The sequence below is a fragment of the Marinifilum fragile JCM 15579 genome, from assembly GCF_001310955.1.
Lineage (GTDB): Bacteria > Bacteroidota > Bacteroidia > Bacteroidales > Marinifilaceae > Marinifilum > Marinifilum fragile.
This window is the reverse complement of record NZ_BAZX01000009.1, coordinates 53,841-71,775: the sequence shown is the minus strand read 5'-3', so window position 1 is coordinate 71,775 and position 17,935 is coordinate 53,841. Positions and strand designations below refer to the sequence as shown.

General features: G+C 36.6%; 15 protein-coding genes. 7 read left to right on the top strand and 8 right to left on the bottom strand.

Annotated features, from left to right (window positions below; translation table 11 throughout):
* Window positions 1-38 precede the first annotated feature (38 nt).
* The 4 genes from JCM15579_RS08905 to JCM15579_RS08890 all read left to right on the top strand — a co-directional run bounded on the left by JCM15579_RS08905 (window position 39) and on the right by JCM15579_RS08890 (window position 4,355).
* Window positions 39-1,244, top strand: a complete 1,206-nt coding sequence (locus JCM15579_RS08905; RefSeq protein ID WP_054718817.1) for an acetyl-CoA C-acetyltransferase — start codon at window positions 39-41, stop codon at window positions 1,242-1,244.
* 122 nt (window positions 1,245-1,366) lie between these two features.
* On the top strand, window positions 1,367-2,506 hold the full coding sequence (locus tag JCM15579_RS08900; protein WP_054718814.1) for an acyl-CoA dehydrogenase: 1,140 nt from the start codon (window positions 1,367-1,369) through the stop codon (window positions 2,504-2,506).
* A gap of 61 nt (window positions 2,507-2,567) precedes the next feature.
* Window positions 2,568-3,353 carry an electron transfer flavoprotein subunit beta/FixA family protein gene (locus JCM15579_RS08895; RefSeq protein ID WP_054718811.1) on the top strand — a complete coding sequence of 262 codons (786 nt, stop codon included), beginning with the start codon at window positions 2,568-2,570 and terminating at the stop codon, window positions 3,351-3,353.
* 9 nt (window positions 3,354-3,362) lie between these two features.
* Window positions 3,363-4,355 carry an electron transfer flavoprotein subunit alpha/FixB family protein gene (locus JCM15579_RS08890; RefSeq protein WP_054718808.1) on the top strand — a complete coding sequence of 331 codons (993 nt, stop codon included), beginning with the start codon at window positions 3,363-3,365 and terminating at the stop codon, window positions 4,353-4,355.
* 63 nt (window positions 4,356-4,418) lie between these two features.
* Here the strand turns inward: JCM15579_RS08890 and JCM15579_RS08885 are convergent, their stop codons facing one another.
* The 6 genes from JCM15579_RS08885 to JCM15579_RS08855 all read right to left on the bottom strand — a co-directional run bounded on the left by JCM15579_RS08885 (window position 4,419) and on the right by JCM15579_RS08855 (window position 13,463).
* Window positions 4,419-5,480, bottom strand: a complete 1,062-nt coding sequence (locus JCM15579_RS08885; RefSeq protein ID WP_054718805.1) for an ATP-grasp domain-containing protein — start codon at window positions 5,478-5,480, stop codon at window positions 4,419-4,421.
* 87 nt (window positions 5,481-5,567) lie between these two features.
* Complete coding sequence (gene plsY / locus JCM15579_RS08880) at window positions 5,568-6,170, bottom strand: glycerol-3-phosphate 1-O-acyltransferase PlsY (protein WP_054718802.1); 603 nt, start codon at window positions 6,168-6,170, stop codon at window positions 5,568-5,570.
* A complete protein-coding gene (locus JCM15579_RS08875) occupies window positions 6,167-6,754 on the bottom strand; it encodes a peroxiredoxin (protein ID WP_218186115.1) in 588 nt (195 codons plus the stop codon). Before JCM15579_RS08875 ends, plsY begins: the two co-directional genes overlap by 4 nt.
* Window positions 6,755-6,770: 16 nt before the next feature.
* On the bottom strand, window positions 6,771-7,553 hold the full coding sequence (locus JCM15579_RS08870; protein ID WP_054718799.1) for a DUF1295 domain-containing protein: 783 nt from the start codon (window positions 7,551-7,553) through the stop codon (window positions 6,771-6,773).
* A 188-nt stretch (window positions 7,554-7,741) separates the two neighbouring features.
* Window positions 7,742-9,526, bottom strand: coding sequence for a DegV family protein (locus JCM15579_RS08865; RefSeq protein WP_054718795.1), 1,785 nt, complete (start codon window positions 9,524-9,526; stop codon window positions 7,742-7,744).
* Between the two features lie 736 nt (window positions 9,527-10,262).
* A complete protein-coding gene (locus JCM15579_RS08855) occupies window positions 10,263-13,463 on the bottom strand; it encodes a S41 family peptidase (protein ID WP_218186114.1) in 3,201 nt (1,066 codons plus the stop codon).
* Window positions 13,464-13,817: 354 nt separating this feature from the next.
* Between JCM15579_RS08855 and JCM15579_RS08850 the strand changes: the two genes are divergently transcribed.
* A complete protein-coding gene (locus tag JCM15579_RS08850; protein ID WP_083464610.1) occupies window positions 13,818-14,129 on the top strand; it encodes an STAS domain-containing protein in 312 nt (103 codons plus the stop codon).
* 5 nt (window positions 14,130-14,134) lie between these two features.
* Here the strand turns inward: JCM15579_RS08850 and JCM15579_RS08845 are convergent, their stop codons facing one another.
* Both JCM15579_RS08845 and miaB read right to left on the bottom strand, forming a co-directional pair.
* Window positions 14,135-14,653, bottom strand: a complete 519-nt coding sequence (locus JCM15579_RS08845; RefSeq protein ID WP_054718788.1) for a GNAT family N-acetyltransferase — start codon at window positions 14,651-14,653, stop codon at window positions 14,135-14,137.
* A 66-nt stretch (window positions 14,654-14,719) separates the two neighbouring features.
* Window positions 14,720-16,042: a tRNA (N6-isopentenyl adenosine(37)-C2)-methylthiotransferase MiaB gene (miaB, locus tag JCM15579_RS08840; RefSeq protein ID WP_083464615.1), complete on the bottom strand. Its 1,323-nt coding sequence runs from the start codon at window positions 16,040-16,042 to the stop codon at window positions 14,720-14,722.
* Window positions 16,043-16,557: 515 nt separating this feature from the next.
* Between miaB and JCM15579_RS08835 the strand changes: the two genes are divergently transcribed.
* Together JCM15579_RS08835 and JCM15579_RS08830 are read left to right on the top strand one after the other, a co-directional pair.
* Entirely contained in the window at window positions 16,558-17,394 is an 837-nt protein-coding gene (locus tag JCM15579_RS08835; RefSeq protein WP_054718782.1) for a universal stress protein, read from the top strand.
* 56 nt (window positions 17,395-17,450) lie between these two features.
* On the top strand, window positions 17,451-17,933 hold the full coding sequence (locus JCM15579_RS08830) for a hypothetical protein (protein WP_054718777.1): 483 nt from the start codon (window positions 17,451-17,453) through the stop codon (window positions 17,931-17,933).
* Window positions 17,934-17,935: the final 2 nt, after the last annotated feature.

The following is a 17,935-nucleotide window of genomic DNA, read 5'->3' as shown; positions in this document are numbered from 1 at the left end:
CATGTCGTGTCTCTGCCAAAATCATAAAATAAATAACAATGAGCAAAGTATATATCGTTGCAGCAAAACGTACTGCAATAGGAAAATTTTTAGGAACATTAACTCCTGTAAAAGCTGCTGATTTAGCTGCTACAGTAATTAAAAATATTATAGCGGAAACTAAAATTGATCCAGCAAAGTTGGATGAAGTTGTTGTTGGGAATATCCTTATGGCTGGTCAAGGTCAGGGAATTGCTCGTCAGGCTTCGATTAAAGCTGGTATTCCTCAGGAAGTTCCTGCTTACGGAATCAATATGATTTGTGGTTCTGGGATGAAAACCATCAACTTGGCTTATGCAAATATTAAGGCAGGCGAAGCAAATATGATTCTTGCTGGAGGTACAGAATCTATGTCTGGTTCTGGTTTTGTGATGTCGGGACAAGTTCGTGGCGGACACAAAATGATGGATTTGAAAGCGATTGACCACATGGTTTTTGATGGTTTAACTGATGCTTTTGAAGGATATCACATGGGTATTACAGCAGAAAATATTGCTGATAAATATAACTTGACTCGTGAAGAGCAAGATGCATTTGCTTTTGGATCACAACAAAAAGCAATGAACGCACAGGATAACGGACATTTCAAGAACGAGATTGTTCCTGTTGAAATCAAAACAAGAAAAGAAACCATCACCTTCGATGCTGATGAATTCATCAACAGAAGAACATCTGAAGAAAAATTAGGTGGTTTACGTCCTGCATTTAAAAAAGATGGTACTGTAACTGCTGGTAACGCATCAGGTATTAATGATGGTGCTGCTTTTGTATTGGTAGCATCAGAAGAGGCTGTAAAAAAGTATGGTTTAACTCCATTGGCAGAAATCGTAGCTACTGGTCAAGGTGGTGTAGATCCTGCTATCATGGGTATGGGTCCAGTTCCTGCTATTGCTAGTGTATTGAAGAAAGCTGATATGAAATTGGAGCAAATGGAAGTGCTTGAGTTAAATGAAGCTTTTGCTGCTCAATCATTAGGAGTTGTGAAGCAATTATGTGAAGATCATGCTGTAGACGTTGATTTCTTTAAGGAAAGATGCAATGTGAACGGTGGTGCTATCGCTTTGGGGCATCCAATTGGTGCTTCAGGAACACGTATCACTGTAAGTTTGATTCATGAAATGAAGCGTACTGGTAAAGAGTACGGTTTGGCTTCACTTTGTATCGGTGGTGGTATGGGTACCGCAATTATTTTGAAAAACGTGTAATTAGTACTGAGTAGGTAAAACGCAGTAAAAAAATATCTTGTCTCAAATGCCCTAGTTTAGGGCATTTTTGAGGTGAGAATAGGGGTGAATTGCACTAAACCTACTAACATCTAATAAAAAATATGGATTTTAGCTTAACAAAAGAACAAGTGTTGTTTCAGCAAATGATTAAAGATTTTGCTGAGAGAGAGGTAAAACCTTTAGCTGCTGAGGTTGATGAGCAGGAACGTTTTCCTATCGAAACAGTAGAGAAAATGGCAAAGATTGGAATTATGGGGATTCCAATTCCTAAACAATATGGTGGTGCTGGTGGTAACAATGTGATGTACTCTATGGCTGTTGAAGAATTGTCAGCGGTTTGTGCTACTACTGGTGTAATCGTATCAGCTCATACTTCATTGTGTGCTGCTCCAATTATGGAGAATGGTACAGAAGAACAAAAACAAAAATACCTTCCAAAATTGGCTTCAGGTGAGTGGATTGGTGCTTTTGGTTTAACAGAGCCAAACGCTGGTACCGATGCTGCAGGTCAGCAAACTACTGCTATTGAAGACGGAGACAACTATATCATTAATGGGAGTAAAATCTTTATTACCAATGCAGAGTATGCTCATGTTTATGTGATTTTCGCAATGACTGATAAATCGAAAGGAACTCGTGGTATTTCAGCTTTCATCATTGAAAAAGGAACTCCAGGTTTCTCAATTGGTAAGAAAGAGAAGAAAATGGGTATCCGCGGATCGGCAACTTGTGAGTTGATTTTCGAAAATGTTGTTCTTCCTAAAGAGAACCTATTGGGAAAATTGAACAAAGGTTTCGGTATTGCAATGAAAACCTTGGATGGAGGTCGTATTGGTATCGCTGCTCAGGCTTTGGGTATTGCACAAGGAGCTATTAACGAAACTGTGCGTTACGTGAAGGAAAGAAAGCAGTTTGGTCGTCCAATTTCAGGTTTCCAGAACACTCAGTTCCAGTTGGCAGACATGAACACCAAAACTGAAGCTTCTCGTATGTTGGTTCGTAAAGCTGCCAACAAGAAGGATCAGAAAGTTCCTTATTCGGTTGACGCTGCAATGTGTAAACTCTACGCTGCTGAAACAGCGATGGAAGTTACCAACAAAGCAGTTCAGCTTCACGGTGGATACGGATATACAAGAGAATATCCTGTTGAGCGTATGATGCGTGATGCAAAGATCACAGAAATCTACGAAGGAACATCAGAAGTTCAGAGAATGGTGATTTCTGCAAATATGTTGAAGTAAATATGAATTCATTCGTATGGACACGACATGTCGTGTCCTTACAATCCCAATCAAAAAAGAAATGAAAATAGTTGTCTGTATTAAGCAGGTACCGGATACTACCGAAATTAAAATAGATCCAAAGACGGGTACTTTGATCCGTGATGGTGTGCCAAGTATCATGAACCCGGATGATAAGAGTGGTTTGGAAATGGCACTTCAATTGAAAGATGAACAAGGAGCCCACGTAACAGTAATTACCATGGGACCTCCTCAGGCTGATTTGATTCTTCGTGAGGCGTTTGCTATGGGTGTTGATCGTGCGATCCACTTGACTGATAGAAAATTTGCCGGAGCAGATACTTTGGCTACTTCACACGCCTTGGCTGGTGCTTTGAGAAAGATCGAATTCGACCTTTTGATTACTGGTCGTCAGGCTATCGATGGTGATACTGCACAGGTAGGTCCTCAGATTGCGGAGCACCTTGATTTGCCACAGGTATCTTACCTTGAAGATTTGAAATTCGATGGCGATAAGACTTTCACCATGAAACGTCATATCGAAGAAGGATACCAAATGCTAGAGGTTGAAGCACCTTGTGTGGTAACTGTTCTTTCATCGGCTAATACCCCTCGTTACATGAACGTTGGTGGTATTGTTGATGCCTACCAAAAAGAAGTTGAGGTTTGGGGATTCAACGAAATTGAAGTGGATGAGAAAAACCTTGGTTTGAAAGGTTCTCCAACAAGTGTACACAAAGCATTTGCACGTGGTTTGAAACCAGCAGGTGAATTGTACGAGGTAGAGACTGATGAGGCAGTAGGAATCATCATCAAGAAATTAAAAGAGAAATTCATTCTTAACTAATATATAGCCATGAATTTAGAAGATTACAAAGGGATTTACGTTTTCATTGAACAACGTGAAGGTGTTATTCAGAATGTAGCTTTAGAGTTGTTAGGACAGGCTAGAAAATTAGCTGATGAGTTGAACGACAAAGTGTATGCAATGTTTTTGGGACACAATATTGCCGATCAGGCGCAGAGCTTAATCGCTCGTGGTGCCGATGAGATAATTGTTGTGGATGCTCCAGAATTGGCGGAATACACTACAGAACCATATACACAGGCAATTTGCCAGATTATTGAAGATAGAAAACCAGAATCGATGTTGATTGGTGCAACCACCTTGGGCCGTGACCTTGGTCCAAGAGTATCGGCTCGTGTTGGAACTGGTTTGACTGCTGACTGTACAAAAATTGAGGTAGGTGAAAACAAAGAGTTGTTGATGACTCGTCCTGCTTTCGGTGGTAACCTAATGGCTACTATCGTTTGTAAGAACCACCGTCCACAAATGGGTACGGTTCGTCCAGGTGTATTGTTTGCAATGGATGCTGATGAAAACCGTGCTGGTGACATCGTGAACTACGAAGTAAAATTCAAGTCGGAGAAATTCAAGGTGAAATTGCTTGAAACTGTAAAAGAAGATTCTGATCTAATCGATATTACTGAAGCTAGAATTTTGGTTTCAGGTGGTCGTGGTATTGGAAACGAGGAAGGTTTCAAAGCCATGGACGGATTGGCAAATGTATTGGACGCAGAAGTTTCGGCTTCTCGTGCAATGGTTGATGCTGGTTACATCGGACACGAACGTCAGGTGGGTCAAACAGGTAAGACTGTTCGTCCTGACTTGTACTTTGCATTTGGTATATCAGGAGCTATTCAGCACGTTGCAGGTATGGAAGATTCTGATTTAATCATTGCTGTTAACAAAGATAAAGACGCACCAATTTTCCAGGTAGCAGATTTGGGTATCGTGGGGGACGCTAAACAAATCATTAAAAAGCTTACCGAGCGATTGGAAAAGTAATTTATTGGGAATAACCACTACTAGTAGAAAGACTTGCCTGGATTTATTTCTGGCAGGTCTTTTTTATTTAAATATGCTTGTAATTCCCTTTGCAATTTCTGGCAATGGATCTTTTATAATGTATAACCAAGATGAGGTTTTGAGTTTAGAGAAGCTTTTGCTCTGTAAAGCTGGTTTGGCCAGATAAAATTTGGTCTTTTGGTATCCCTCAAATTTAATTTCTTTGTTTTGAGCACGAGAAATCATAAAACCAGGAAAATTAACTCCAGCATACAATGAACCAATCATTGTACTCCACATCCTTGGATTGAAATCGATAAGCAAATAGGAATCTGTCTCTTTCAGGTAAATAAAATCGAGGTGAGCAATGCCACTCCATTTAAGTTTTTTGACAATGGCCTTGGTCTCATCCAATAGTTTTTGATCGTCCAGAAATTCTATTCCGGTAGCAAAGGAAAAGGCTTCGCGCACCAAACCCTTTTGTATGGTATAGGCTAGTATCTCGCCATTTTCAGCAAGGAAGCTGATATCGATATCTTCTCCATCAAGTTTTTCCTGTATCACGTATTCATCTGCTTTGAAACCTTCTTTACTGATATTTTCTTCGTATTCTTCTCTCGACTTACATTCCATAATTCTGTTTTCCTCGTAATCAGTTCTTGGCTTAAGAAGTATAGGAAACTTAAAACCTTGAATGTTGTAGGCTGATATTTCTTTAGTTTTAGGACTTGAAAAAGAATTGTTATCCAGAAAATCAGCTAACAAAAGTTTATTGGTAACGATAGCGAGCGAACTTTGGTTAGGCATTGGAGGAAATACCGAACCATTAAATAAAGCTTTGTGCTCTGTTATAAACTGATAGTTAGAAAACTTAACGGGTAAAATCATGTCAATATCCCATTTCTTTTCCAAAGCACTTATTTCTTGAATGATCTCTTTGGGCTCCGATGATTTTAGATATTGATATTTTGAAACATACCTGGAATAGGGAATGGTATTGAAATACGCTTTCTTTTCAGGAGAAACCACAAAGATATTAACAGCCTGTTCATAACTCAGGCAGCGAATGGTGTCCAATAAATTGGGACCTCCATAATCATCTATTAGTAATACGTTAGTGGTCATGTTATGAGTTAAGTTAGTAAATATCACAGAAAACTGCAATGCTCAATGTGAAATAAAGATGCGGAGATCCTAAATTAGAGAGTGATCTCAACTCAACTCGGTTCCTTTAAAAAGTCGCTTGATATTTGCGGTATGTCTTACAAATATAAATAGAGAGCAAGCCAAAAGATAAAAAATGATATTCTGATTATTCCCCAAAAGGAAAGCAGACACAGGAAGACAAATGGCAATTGCCAATGAGCCTAAAGAAACAAACTTAAAGCCTTTTTTCACAATAAAATAAACTGCTACCGAAATGAAAACAGATATGGGAGCAATTAAGACCGAAGCCCCCAAAGTAGTGTTAACACCCTTTCCACCCTTAAACTTTAGAAGAAAACTAAAATTGTGACCAAGTATTGCAGCCAATGCTACAAAGTAAATCAACGTAGGGGAAATCGTGAGGAATTGATATTCTTGAATGAAAAGGACAAATAAGACTGGCAATAATCCTTTGGTCATATCAGTAATTTGTGTGTAAATCGAAATTCTACTACCTGCAATTCTTTTTACATTGGTAGAACCAATGTTGCCACTCCCGAAATTACGAATGTCTTTTCCAGTTGAGATTTTGGTATACACATAGCCTGCAGGGAAAGATCCTAGCATGTAGGCTGTTAGAATTAGTGCATAGTCCCAAAAGAATGTCATTCAAGTTGTTTTAAGATATTTTTGGCCTGATCAATGTGCTCTTCAGCTCGAAACTGTGAATTAAAGATATGAACAATTTTCCCCGATCGGTCCACAACATAGGTAACTCTTCCCGGTAAAAGACCAAAAAAGTTGGTGGGTACCCCAAATTGCTTGCGAACCGTGTTGTTCACATCGCATAGCAGGTTGAAGTTCAGCTTGTGTTTTTCAGCAAATTCCTTATGACTGCTAACCGATTGACCACTAATGCCAAAAACTTCTGCATTTAAATCGTTGAAGTCTTCGTATTGATCACGAAAACTACATGCCTGTTTTGTGCAGCCTGGCGTATCATCTTTTGGATAGAAGTAGATTACAAGATTTTGCTTTCCAATAAAATCCTTGATGTTGATGAGTTCTCCATCTTGGTTTTGAAGCTGAAAGATAGGAATTTGATCACCAATTTGTAATTCTTTTAATTTGCCTGCCATTGCCGATATAGGAAAAATAATTGTGAGTACTAAAATTAATGTCTTTAAGCGTAGGTCCCAATGTAATGTGCTGAAATAATCTTGCATTTTGATATGAATTGCTTTCTGTAACATGATAAACCATTTTGATTTATTGCACTTGCTTTTTAGGAAACCATGGGAAAAAGGCACTGGTTCTTTCTACATAAGCCTTGTATGCAGGTTTATCGCTTGTAAGTGTTCTTTCCAACATGGCAATACCCGATATTTTAATGATGAGGTAAGTCATTAACAGGGAACCTAAAACAAACCAGTATTGTTGGGCTGCAATGGCAAAGAGCGCATAACTCCACCACACGGCTGCATCACCAAAATAATTGGGATGCCTGGTATATTTCCAGAAACCTGATGAGAGGACTTCATCCTTGCTTTTTCTTTGTTTTCTAAATTTGGTCAATTGGTAATCACCACCTGCTTCAAAACTGATTCCGACAATCCAGACTGCCATAGCCACAAAATCAAACACATTTAAAGGAGTATCTTCTTCAGCAATATAAGCACCAAACAAAGGAGAGGCAATCATTAACATTAATACTCCCTGTAAAAGGAAAACCTGAAAATAACTGAACCACCAGTAGCGGTGTTCCCCGTAATCTTTCCTGAATTTTTGATATCTGAAATCTTCGGGTTTACCTGCATTCCGAATGAATAAATGGATGGTAAGACGCAATCCCCAAAGAGAAACTAATGTAAATAAAATGATTTGGCGCAGCGATTGAGATTCGGCTGTAAAAAATAGATAAGTAGCAATAACAACAAATCCGAATCCCCAGAAAATATCAACGATACTGGCATTTTTAATGTATACACTATACATCCATAGTAATGTTACCAATACGATAATTAGGATGCTTGCATTGAAATATAAATTCATAATTTCTATACTTACGGTTCAATCCTAAAACAAGCGAATAATAAAAAATGTTTTATTCCAACCATTTAATTTTCAGTAGTCATTAACTTGAGAGTCTCATACAGGTGGAGTTGTTAATAATTGTAATGATATTTTTGTAGAGACGGCATTAATGTCATCTTTACAGTCAATAATAATTATCTTTCTTTTTATTCAAACTGAAGTGCAACCGCCACAGTGCCCTTTCCAGCATTCATTCCAATTACCGGGGAGATATTAATGATTTCAACAGGAGCTTTGCCTAAGAGAACATTCAAACGATCGCCATATTTTTTGGCTACCTCATGATTATTGGCGTGCAGGATGATATAGTTCCAGATTTTTTGATCTTTCTTCAGGTTCATAACATGCTTAATGACTTTATTGATATTGGCTTTCTGACCAATGGCTTGTCCAAATAGTTTAGATTCTCCCAACTCGTTTAGGGATACAATTGGATTAATTCTCAGAAACATTGCAATTTTTCCCACTGCAGGAGGAACACGACCTCCTTTAATCATGGCAGTTAAACTCTTTACACTCACAAATATCTTGGTTTTGTTCAGCCATGAATCTACCTGGGAAAGAATTGCATCAATATTTTCTCCTTCCTCAATCGCTTTCGCGATACGCAGGACAGCAAGGCCTAATCCACCAGATACATTACGTGAATTGATTACATGAATGGGAATATTTAGTTCTTTTTGTACTCTTTCGGCAGCTTTTTGTGCACTGCGGAAGGTGCCGCTGAATTTCTCAGATAAATGAATGGAGATGATGGCATCGTAATTTTGAGCCATCTGAGAATAGGTGTTTAAGAAACTATATTCATTGATTTGAGAGGTTTTAGGAAAGTGTTCCGATTTATCTAAAAGCTCATAAAACTCTCTGGCTTTAAGGGTTATCCCATCGAGATATTGACTATCACCAAAGGAGAGATGCAAAGGCATTATATTCACCTGGTAAGAATCGATGATTTTCTGAGGTAGATCGCAGGTGGAATCACTTACAATCCCAATTTTCCATTTTTGATTTTTGCTGATTTCACTCTGCCTTAGCATATCATCAACCTTTGGAGAATTGATGGTGGCAAAGTTTTCTAATTGATGAAAGAGTTCAGATGGATTGTTGGTGTGAACATGAACTCTGCAAGAGTTTTTCCCTCCGGTAATTACAATAGAATCGCCATTTTTATTTAAAATTTCTTTGATTTCCTTTAAGGCAATGGAAGAATTTTTAAGGATGGCTTCAGTGCAATATCTATAATTGATATCTTCCAAATGATCAATGGCAGCGGAGGCAGAAGGAATGAAATTAGGTGATTTTATTCTATCTATAATGCCATGGTTTACAAAATCCATAACACCCTCAATAAATACCACAAAACCTTTGGCTCCCGCATCTACAATGTTGTGCTTTTTTAAAACTGCCAGCTGATCAGTAGTTCTTTTAAGCGATGTTTCCAATACTTGCATGGATTCATTCAGAACTTGCTTGAACTGTTCCAGTTGTTTTCGTTTCGAATAGAGAAATTCCGACCAGTCTTTGATTACCGTGAGCATGGTTCCTTCAACTGGTGTACCAATCGATTCATAGATGTATGGAATAGAAGATTGAACACTTTCGACAAATTCTAAGAAGCTGATGCTCTTTTTTTCTGATGTTTCACTGCTTAATCCGTATAGGAACTGAGCCATGATGATTCCTGAATTCCCTCTAGCGCCTACCTGTGCTGCTTCTGCTATCTGATCGACCATGAATTTGTAGGAAACATTGGGCGAAATACGATCCATTACTGATCTCATGGTTGATGCCATATTGCTGCCTGTATCCTTATCGGCAACAGGATAAACGTTAATTCGATTTAGTTCATTTAAGTTTTTTATCAACTTATTGGCACCGGCTAAAAAGGCGAAGTAGAGGTAACGACCATCGATATTTTGCATGGTATTCATATATGATTCTTAAGATTGACTTTAAGGTACTTATATTATTGCATTTTGAAAACTACTTAGCTATAAACAATTGTATCGACAGAAAAGTTTAATGCCAATTTTACAAGCTAAATATCTTTTGATACAGTTCCCTGCAAAAGTTGGTTTATTATTTCTTACAACACCTAGGTATGGATCAAGTAATATTTCTCGACGAGAAATATCACAAACGTCGACGAAGAGTGTAATTGTTGTCGTCGAGAAAAGTATAAATCTTCGGCGAGGAGTATAATGTAACTATTACGATCCATTTACCTGTTCAAGTAAATGATGTGTGTTCAATTTTAAGAGGTGCTGTTCCATTTTTAAGATTTACCAATGCATAAGTCAATATCTACTCATTATTTGTTTTTGAGTTTTGTTACGAAATGACACTTGCTTCAACAAGCTTGGGTACTTCTTTCAGTGAAAATAATTAATAAAAAGCCGAAAATTGCAGTGCCCCTATGCTTTGCAATTTTCGGCTTTATTTTGTCTGTTCAATGTGTTGAAGAGGAGGGAGGAACAGACTCTTCCAAAGTTCTGGAAGGAGGTATATTTGTTGTTGTTCATTTAAAGCGAGGACAAAGCTCAATTCATTTGAGGTGAAATGAGAAGTAATGAGCTTTGCCTCTTAATTCTTTGCAGGCAATTAAGATTTCCCGAAAGCACTAACCCAATGTGAGCCGTGCTTTTCGGGGTATCTTGACTACACAGACTAATTATTCTTTTTAATCTCTTCAAGCAAATGTTCCACAGCCTTTTCAAGTTGCTGATCACGTCCTTGAATTACCATTTCGTAATCGTTACGAACTTTAATGTCAGGTTCAATTTGTTGGTTTTCGATATATTTTCCTTTCATGTCTTTTACACCTACCATAGGCATTCCAAAATACAAGCTTTTGTCTTGTAAAGTTTCCCACCAAACAGCTGTCATTGTACCTGGCACAGGCATACCAATTAACTTACCAATTTTTAAAGTTTGGTATGCGTATGGGAATGCACATGCATCAGAGTAATTTCCTTCACCTGTTAATACTGCAGATGGTTTCTTCCATTTGAACATTGGCTCTTTACCAAAGTCTTGTCCTCGTGGGGATAAAGTTGAATAGACTTGACCACTTAATAAGGTAACAAGATCATCGTGTAACCAGCCTCCGCCGTTAAATCTGGTGTCAACGATAATTGCATCGCAAGTACCATATTTACCCAACATCTCTGAGTAGACTTTACGATAACTTGGAGAGTTCATACCTTTAACGTGAACATATCCTATTTTACCATCAGATAAACGTTTAACCTCTTCTTGACGGCTTTTTACCCAGCGTTCGTAAAGCAATGTACTAACACTTGAAACAGGCTTTACTACTTCTTCCCAGCGCTCTTTTGTATAAGGGCTGTATAAGCTCAATAATACCTTTTTACCTGCTTTGTGATTTAGCAATGGGTAGTGACTTTTATCTTTTGTGATTGCAATACCATCAATTTTTTCGATGATTACACCTGGCTTAATTTTAGAATCAGCCTGATTTAAAGGCCCTTTTTCCAGAATTTCAGCGATTCTTAGTCCATCACCTTCATATTTCCAATCATAGAATGCGCCAAGTTTTGCTGTATTATCAGAATTACTTGAGCTATGACGATAACCAGAACCTGTATGCGAAGCATTTAATTCACCTAACAATTCGCTTAGCATTTCTGCAAAATCATAGTTGTTATTGATATGTGGTAAAAACTTTTCGTATTCTGATTTGTAGAAGTCCCAGTCTAGCTGATGCATCTCCGGATCGTAGAATTTTTTCTTCATGGTTGTCCAAACATGATTGAACATATATTCTCTTTCCTTTGACTTATCAAGGTACATCTCGGCAGAGTAGCTGATGTTACTGCGCTTATTCGAAGCAACGTCTACCTTGATAATACTTCTTCCTGACATTAAGAATAAATTCTTCGCATCTTTATCGAACTGCATGGCTCCACCACCACCTTTCAGATCAAGTACTTTTTTAGTCGATTTTTCTTCCAAATCGTTAACCCAAAGGTCATATCCATCTTCGAATTTACTTAGGTAGAATAATTTTTTTCCATCAGGAGTTAAAATTGCATCCGATAGGTTCGAAGGATTTATGGTAAGACAAATCTGACGATCCTCCATTCCTGAGAATTCAATGTCAAGTGGAGTTTTTTCATCATCCTTCTTATCTTTTTTGTCTTTCTTATCTTTTTTGTCTTTTTTATCAGATTCGTCTTCTTTATTACTTTCCTTTTTCGCCTTTTCTTCCTCTTTAACTAATTCCTTCTCTTCTTTTGAAAGTTTGAAATCATCTAATGCTTTCTGATTAAAGAACTGAATGTAAACATCTGATTGAGAACCCCAGCTTCCATGAGAGCGATATCCTCTGCGGTCGGTGAACCAAATCATTGCATTGCCTTTAAGTGACCATTTGGCATTTGAATCGCTGTAACCACTTTCGGTAATATTGATCATCTTGCCATTGCCTTGAGCATCTACAATTCCTACATCTGGCATAAAGATAGTATGAGGATAAAAGTCAACTAAAAACCATTTTCCATCGTTCGACCAATCGTAATGTTGGTCACCATCAGAGTATGAATAATTGTATTTTTTGCCTAAAATCTCGCGAACTTTCTTCGTTTCAAGATTAATCACTTTAAGAATTACTCTTTCTTCAAGGAAAGCTACCTCTTTTCCATCAGGTGAGAATTTAGGTTGGAAAGTTTCCGCAGGAGTTTCTAAAATTGCTTCTTCTTTTAGTGTAGTTGCATTTGAGAATTGAGTTTCTCCCTCACGAACCAATTTGGTTTGATATAAGTTCCAGCTTCCATTTCGTTCCGATGCATATAATAATGCTTTGCCATCAGGACTAAAGCTAACTGATCTTTCCTGTTCAGGAGTATTGGTAATTCTTTTGGTAGTTCCATATTCTACAGAGGTTACAAACACTTCGCCTCTAACTATAAAAGCAACTTCTTTACCATTAGGAGATACACTCATTTCTCTGGCTCCGTTACTCAATCTTTCGAAACTAATGGCATTTTCTTTATTATCTGTAGCTAAACTTACTTTAAGTTTAACTGGATCTTTGCCTTTTTCCTGAGTGTAAATTTCCCCATTATAGGAATAACAAAGTTTATCATTGTTTGAAATGCTTAGGAATCGAACTGGGTGCTTATCAAAATTAGATACTTGAGTCAGTTCAGATTTATTATTAACAGGAGCTTTCCAAACATTAAAACTACCTGATTTTTCGGATAAATAGTAAATTTCATTGTTATCAGCACTAAAAACCGGATACAAATCCTCTCCATTAAATTCAGAGAACATGCTATGTTTTTGTGTTTTGGTATTGTACAACCAAATGTCTCTTGTTACAGCAGATGTATGATGCTTTCTCCAGTGATTTTCATATCCTTTACTGTCGTGATATAGGATATATTCCATATTGTTACTGTATTTAGCATCTAAAGCTGGAGTGGTAAGAATTTGAGATATTTTTCCTCCAGTGCTTGGTACACGATAAAGTTCAGATAAAGCACCAGAAGGGAACATTACATTTTTAGTATCATCGCTAATTAATGCTGAGAATAAAATGTGCTTGCCATCAGGAGTAAAAGAAGATGGAGATTCGCTACCAGAATAAAATGTTAGTCTTTCAGGAGTACCTCCATTAACGGCAACTTTGTAAATGTCAAAATTCCCAAACCTGTTTGATGCAAAAGCAATGGTAGAACCATCAGGTGACCATACTGGTTTATAATCGTATGCAGTGTTCGTAGTTAGTGGATATGCAACACCACCTTCAGCTGAAACAGTAAACAGATCACCACCGTATTCGAAAACAATGGTTTCACCATTTGGAGAGATTGCCGGATACCTAAGCCATAAAGGTGTATCCATTCCGAGTAAACTTTTTGCTAGCGCAATTAAAAAGGTTGTAAGAAAAAACAGTTTTTTAATCATAACGAATTGGTCTAGTTTAAAAACTCTAAATTGTGACTTGATTATTTTTGACAAAGCATTCTTATCAGATATTATACCAAAAAATATAATAACATGATTATTAGGGAAATTATTGTCTGGAATCTTGTTCAGAAAAAAAAAAGTTGTTCGAATGTGAACAAAATCATGTTCGGTATCGTACTATGCTATTGGAATCGGATCAACTTTAAATTAGAATCTTAAAATTGGATTTTAAAGAATTTCCGTTTTCTTTGTTTGATACTATATAGCTATAAATCAATTAGAATTGCAATGTTTAATTTTCGGATACAAGAACAATCTGTAATCGCATCTTTAGAAGGAACACGCAGAATTAATAGTATGATTTCGGAAATGGTGAAGAAAGAAATCATTGATTTTATTGAAAAATCAGGAAAACAAGTTGTGCTGGATTTGAATGGGGTAAGCTTTATTGATTCTCAGGGATTTTCGGCATTAAAAGCCATTGCTGAGCTAGCCAGAGCCAACGAGCAATTGTTTTCTTTAGCGAACTTATCTGATGATGTTATTGAATTGGTAGATCTTGTTGGAATGAAAGATTCATTCTCTATTGGCAAGAACTGAAGTTGTTAAACTTCATCAAATTCTTTTGGATATTCAACGGTTCCTTCAACTGTTGACAAAGCATCTTTGACCATTTCCAAAGCCATAAATGCATTTTCAGGAACATCAAACGGGGCCTTGATATTAAATGTAGCAGCAGGTTTAAAACCAAATTTTGGATAGTAATTTTCGTGACCTAGCACGATTACGGATTTGTGTCCCAGCTTTTTTGCTTTTTCTATTCCTTTTTCAACCAATTGACTTCCAATTCCCAAACCTTGCAATTCTGGAATAACCGACATTGGCGCTAATGCCAAAGTGTTGAATTCTTGTTTATTGCCCTTAATTGTAATTGGAAAGAAAAGAATGTGGCCAATAATTTCGTTGCCCATGCAGGCTACTAAGGATAAATCTTTTATAAACTTTTTATTCTTGCGAAGTTTCTCTATCAACATGCCTTCTGTTTCCTGACCAAAAGCCATATCATTTACCATTGATATTGTAGAGTAGTCATTTTTATTTTCTGGACGGATAGAGATTTTCATTATAGAAGTTTTAAAATAAATTTAAGAATAAAAAATGAGCCATACATTTTGCATGGCTCAATGGAATTATACAGATTCTCCTCTTAATGTTGCTTGAGTACAATCGGTAACTTTTACTTGAACAAAATCACCAACTTTATAATCCTTTCTTGGGAATACAATTACTTTGTTTTGTGAGCTTCGTCCAAACAACTCTTCTTCTGATTTCTTAGAAACACCTTCAACTAAAACTTCGAAAACTTGTCCAATATCTTTTTGATTGCTTTCTAATGATAATTGATTTTGAAGTTCAATCATTTGAGTTAGACGCTCACTTTTTACATCTTCAGGAATGTTATCATCAAGATTTTTATAGGCAAATGTTCCTGGTCTTTCAGAGTATTTAAACATGAAAGCCAAATCGTATTTTGCCCATTTCATTAGATCCAGAGTTTGCTTAAAATCTTCTTCACTTTCGTTGTGGAAGCCACAGAAAATATCAGTAGAAATACCACAGTCTGGTACAATTTCACGAATGGCTTCAATTCTGTTCATGTACCATTCACGAGTATATTTTCTGCGCATATCTTTTAGTACGGAATCACTACCTGATTGTACTGGCAAGTGGATGTGTTTACAGATATTTGGATACTTCGCAATTACTTTTAAAGTGTCATCACTCATATCTTTTGGATGTGAAGTTGCAAAACGAATTCTCATGTTAGGTTCTGCTTTGGCAACCATTTCCAATAATTCAGGAAAATTGATTTCTGAAACTGAGTTTTTAAATTTGAATGAGTTTACGTTTTGTCCGAGTAAGGTAACTTCTTTGTAACCTTTTTCAGCCAAATCTCTTACCTCTTTTACAATGCTTTCAGGGTTACGGCTTCTCTCTCTACCTCTTGTGTAAGGAACAATACAATAGGTGCAGAAATTATTGCAACCACGCATGATTGAAACGAATCCTGAAATAGCAGTTTCATCGATTCTTGAAGGACAAATATCTTTGTAGGTTTCGGTTAGCGACAATTCAATATTGATGGCTTTTTCTCCATTTTCTGCTTTTTTTACCAACATTGGCAAATCCATATAAGCATCCGGACCAACTACAATATTTACATTTTTCTCTTGTTCAAAAAGTTTATCACCCAAACGTTCTGCCATGCAGCCAATAACACCTACCAAAAGTTTAGGGTTCTTTTTCTTTAGTTCCGAAAATCCCTGAACTCGTCCTCGAACTCTTTGTTCTGCATTTTCGCGCACCGAACATGTATTGACTAGAATTACATCTGCTTCTTCTCTTGTTTTGGTAATTTCAAATCCATCGTGTTGCATAATTGCAGCAACCACTTCACTGTCTGCCACATTCATTTGGCATCCGTAAGTCTCCAAAAACAATTTCTTGCTCATTTCGCTCATTCTGATATCCTCAGTTTAAAATTTCGGGCAAAGGTACATTATCTCAATTGATTAACAAGGCAGAATACGATCATTTAGAATTGTTATAAAGACTTTATTGCTTAGGAATTAATTGTGTTTGAGTTAGAAAAATAGATGTCCTTTATTCTCTGATAAATTTGTAAATTTAATAGTGTTGGTATTTATTCTTCTCGAATTCATTTTGTTCTTTTTTTAGAATGTCTTGGATTTAAAATTGTGTTTGTTGCTAAATAATTTTGTGTATTTTTATCCCGCAAATTCAGCTTTTTAAAAGGTCTTGATATTGAGTGGGTTTAGAAATGAATTCTCTCGTGGTTGCCAATTTTGTTTATGTAAATTGACATTGGGAACTGTATTTGTATCACAGAATATTGAAAAACTATGAAAGATGTAACGTCCGTGAGTAAATAATTGTTAACTCTTATGCGAGAATAATTATTTAAGAATGGTAAGTTCCATCTTACCTAAAAGAAAATTGTAAACAGATGAAACGTATTTTGGTTCCAATAGATTTTTCGGGTGATTCGCTCAAGGCTTTAAAGTTTGCACTTGGTTTAGCAAACAATCTCGGTACGGATTTGAGAATGATTCATGTGAAAAAATCAAAAAAATTTGAGATTCCATTTCACTTCAATGAATTTGAGGATCAAATAGTGCATACCGTTCAAGAATATTTTGAAAAACTGATAGAACTTCATTCGCCTGCGTACCATGTAGAGAATGGAGTTTTTGATTTTAAAATAAGAACTGGTAGTGTTTACCGAGAGATCGTTAATCAGGCAAAGTATGGTGATTGTTACTTGATTGTGATGGGAGCTTTTGGTGCTTCGGGCTTTGAAGAGTTTTTTATTGGAAGCAATGCTTTTAAGGTCGTAAGCAATGCAACTTGTCCTGTGGTTACGGTTCGGGAAGAATTGTCGAAGAGCGAAGTGAATACGATTTTAATGCCATTTGATGCCAGTAATGAAACCAGAAAGAAAATTCCTTATGTGGCTGAATTGGCTGAAGCTTGTAAAGCAAAAGTTCATATTCTAGGTGTTCATGAATCATCCGACACTGCAATTGTTGGAAAGATTGAACACTATATGAGACAAGCAGAAGAATATTTGAAAGAGAAAAATATAGAAGTGGTCAAAGATATCCGTAAAGGAGATAATAATACCACAACGGCTCTTGAGTATGCAAGAGAGGTAAATGCTGATTTAATAGCCATTATGACCGAACAGGCCGAAACAACTTTTAGCATGTTTTTTGGATCATATGCAGAGCAAATGGTGAATAAATCAGAAGTGCCAATTCTTTCTGTTCCTAATTGGAAATAGAAATTTGGTTATCAGATTTAGAGTAGAGGCTATTTATAAATTTTAAAGATACAAATATGCAGTTTTGTTGGTTTATAGCAGTTTTTGTTTTCATGTTGATTGGAGGTTCTGCAAATGCTCAGAATTATGAAAACATTGAAAAAAAGAATGATTCAGTTGGAGTAGTTAATATTCTTCAAGATGAACGAATTGATCAATTGCTTGCAACCGATAGTATAATAAATTCTCAGAAACAAAGTTTCACGGGATATAGAATTCAGATTTTTTTTGGAGGTAGTACCGATAGAGAAAAAGCTTTCAAAATAAAAGAAGAGTTTTTAGAACTCTTTCCTGATGAAAGAGCTTATGTCGTGTATACAGCTCCTGATTTTAGGGTTCGAGTAGGAAATTTTAGAACAAAACTTGAATCAATTGAGTTGTATAAGGCATGTTCTGAATTTTACCCAAATTGTTATCCGGTGAAAACAGAGATAATGTTTTCAGAAATGGAACCATTGGAAAAAGAGACTGAGTTAATTATTAACGACAATGTAGAATAGAA

Bases quoted from the DNA above. Each gene is read 5' to 3' on its own strand.
- JCM15579_RS08905 (WP_054718817.1), top strand. From the start codon at position 39: ATGAGCAAAGTATATATCGTTGCAGCAAAACGTACTGCAATAGGAAAA.
- JCM15579_RS08900 (WP_054718814.1), top strand. From the start codon at position 1,367: ATGGATTTTAGCTTAACAAAAGAACAAGTGTTGTTTCAGCAAATGATT.
- JCM15579_RS08895 (WP_054718811.1), top strand. From the start codon at position 2,568: ATGAAAATAGTTGTCTGTATTAAGCAGGTACCGGATACTACCGAAATT.
- JCM15579_RS08890 (WP_054718808.1), top strand. From the start codon at position 3,363: ATGAATTTAGAAGATTACAAAGGGATTTACGTTTTCATTGAACAACGT.
- JCM15579_RS08885 (WP_054718805.1), bottom strand. From the start codon at position 5,480: ATGACCACTAACGTATTACTAATAGATGATTATGGAGGTCCCAATTTA.
- plsY (WP_054718802.1), bottom strand. From the start codon at position 6,170: ATGACATTCTTTTGGGACTATGCACTAATTCTAACAGCCTACATGCTA.
- JCM15579_RS08875 (WP_218186115.1), bottom strand. From the start codon at position 6,754: ATGTTACAGAAAGCAATTCATATCAAAATGCAAGATTATTTCAGCACA.
- JCM15579_RS08870 (WP_054718799.1), bottom strand. From the start codon at position 7,553: ATGAATTTATATTTCAATGCAAGCATCCTAATTATCGTATTGGTAACA.
- JCM15579_RS08865 (WP_054718795.1), bottom strand. From the start codon at position 9,526: ATGAATACCATGCAAAATATCGATGGTCGTTACCTCTACTTCGCCTTT.
- JCM15579_RS08855 (WP_218186114.1), bottom strand. From the start codon at position 13,463: ATGGATACACCTTTATGGCTTAGGTATCCGGCAATCTCTCCAAATGGT.
- JCM15579_RS08850 (WP_083464610.1), top strand. From the start codon at position 13,818: ATGTTTAATTTTCGGATACAAGAACAATCTGTAATCGCATCTTTAGAA.
- JCM15579_RS08845 (WP_054718788.1), bottom strand. From the start codon at position 14,653: ATGAAAATCTCTATCCGTCCAGAAAATAAAAATGACTACTCTACAATA.
- miaB (WP_083464615.1), bottom strand. From the start codon at position 16,042: ATGAGCAAGAAATTGTTTTTGGAGACTTACGGATGCCAAATGAATGTG.
- JCM15579_RS08835 (WP_054718782.1), top strand. From the start codon at position 16,558: ATGAAACGTATTTTGGTTCCAATAGATTTTTCGGGTGATTCGCTCAAG.
- JCM15579_RS08830 (WP_054718777.1), top strand. From the start codon at position 17,451: ATGCAGTTTTGTTGGTTTATAGCAGTTTTTGTTTTCATGTTGATTGGA.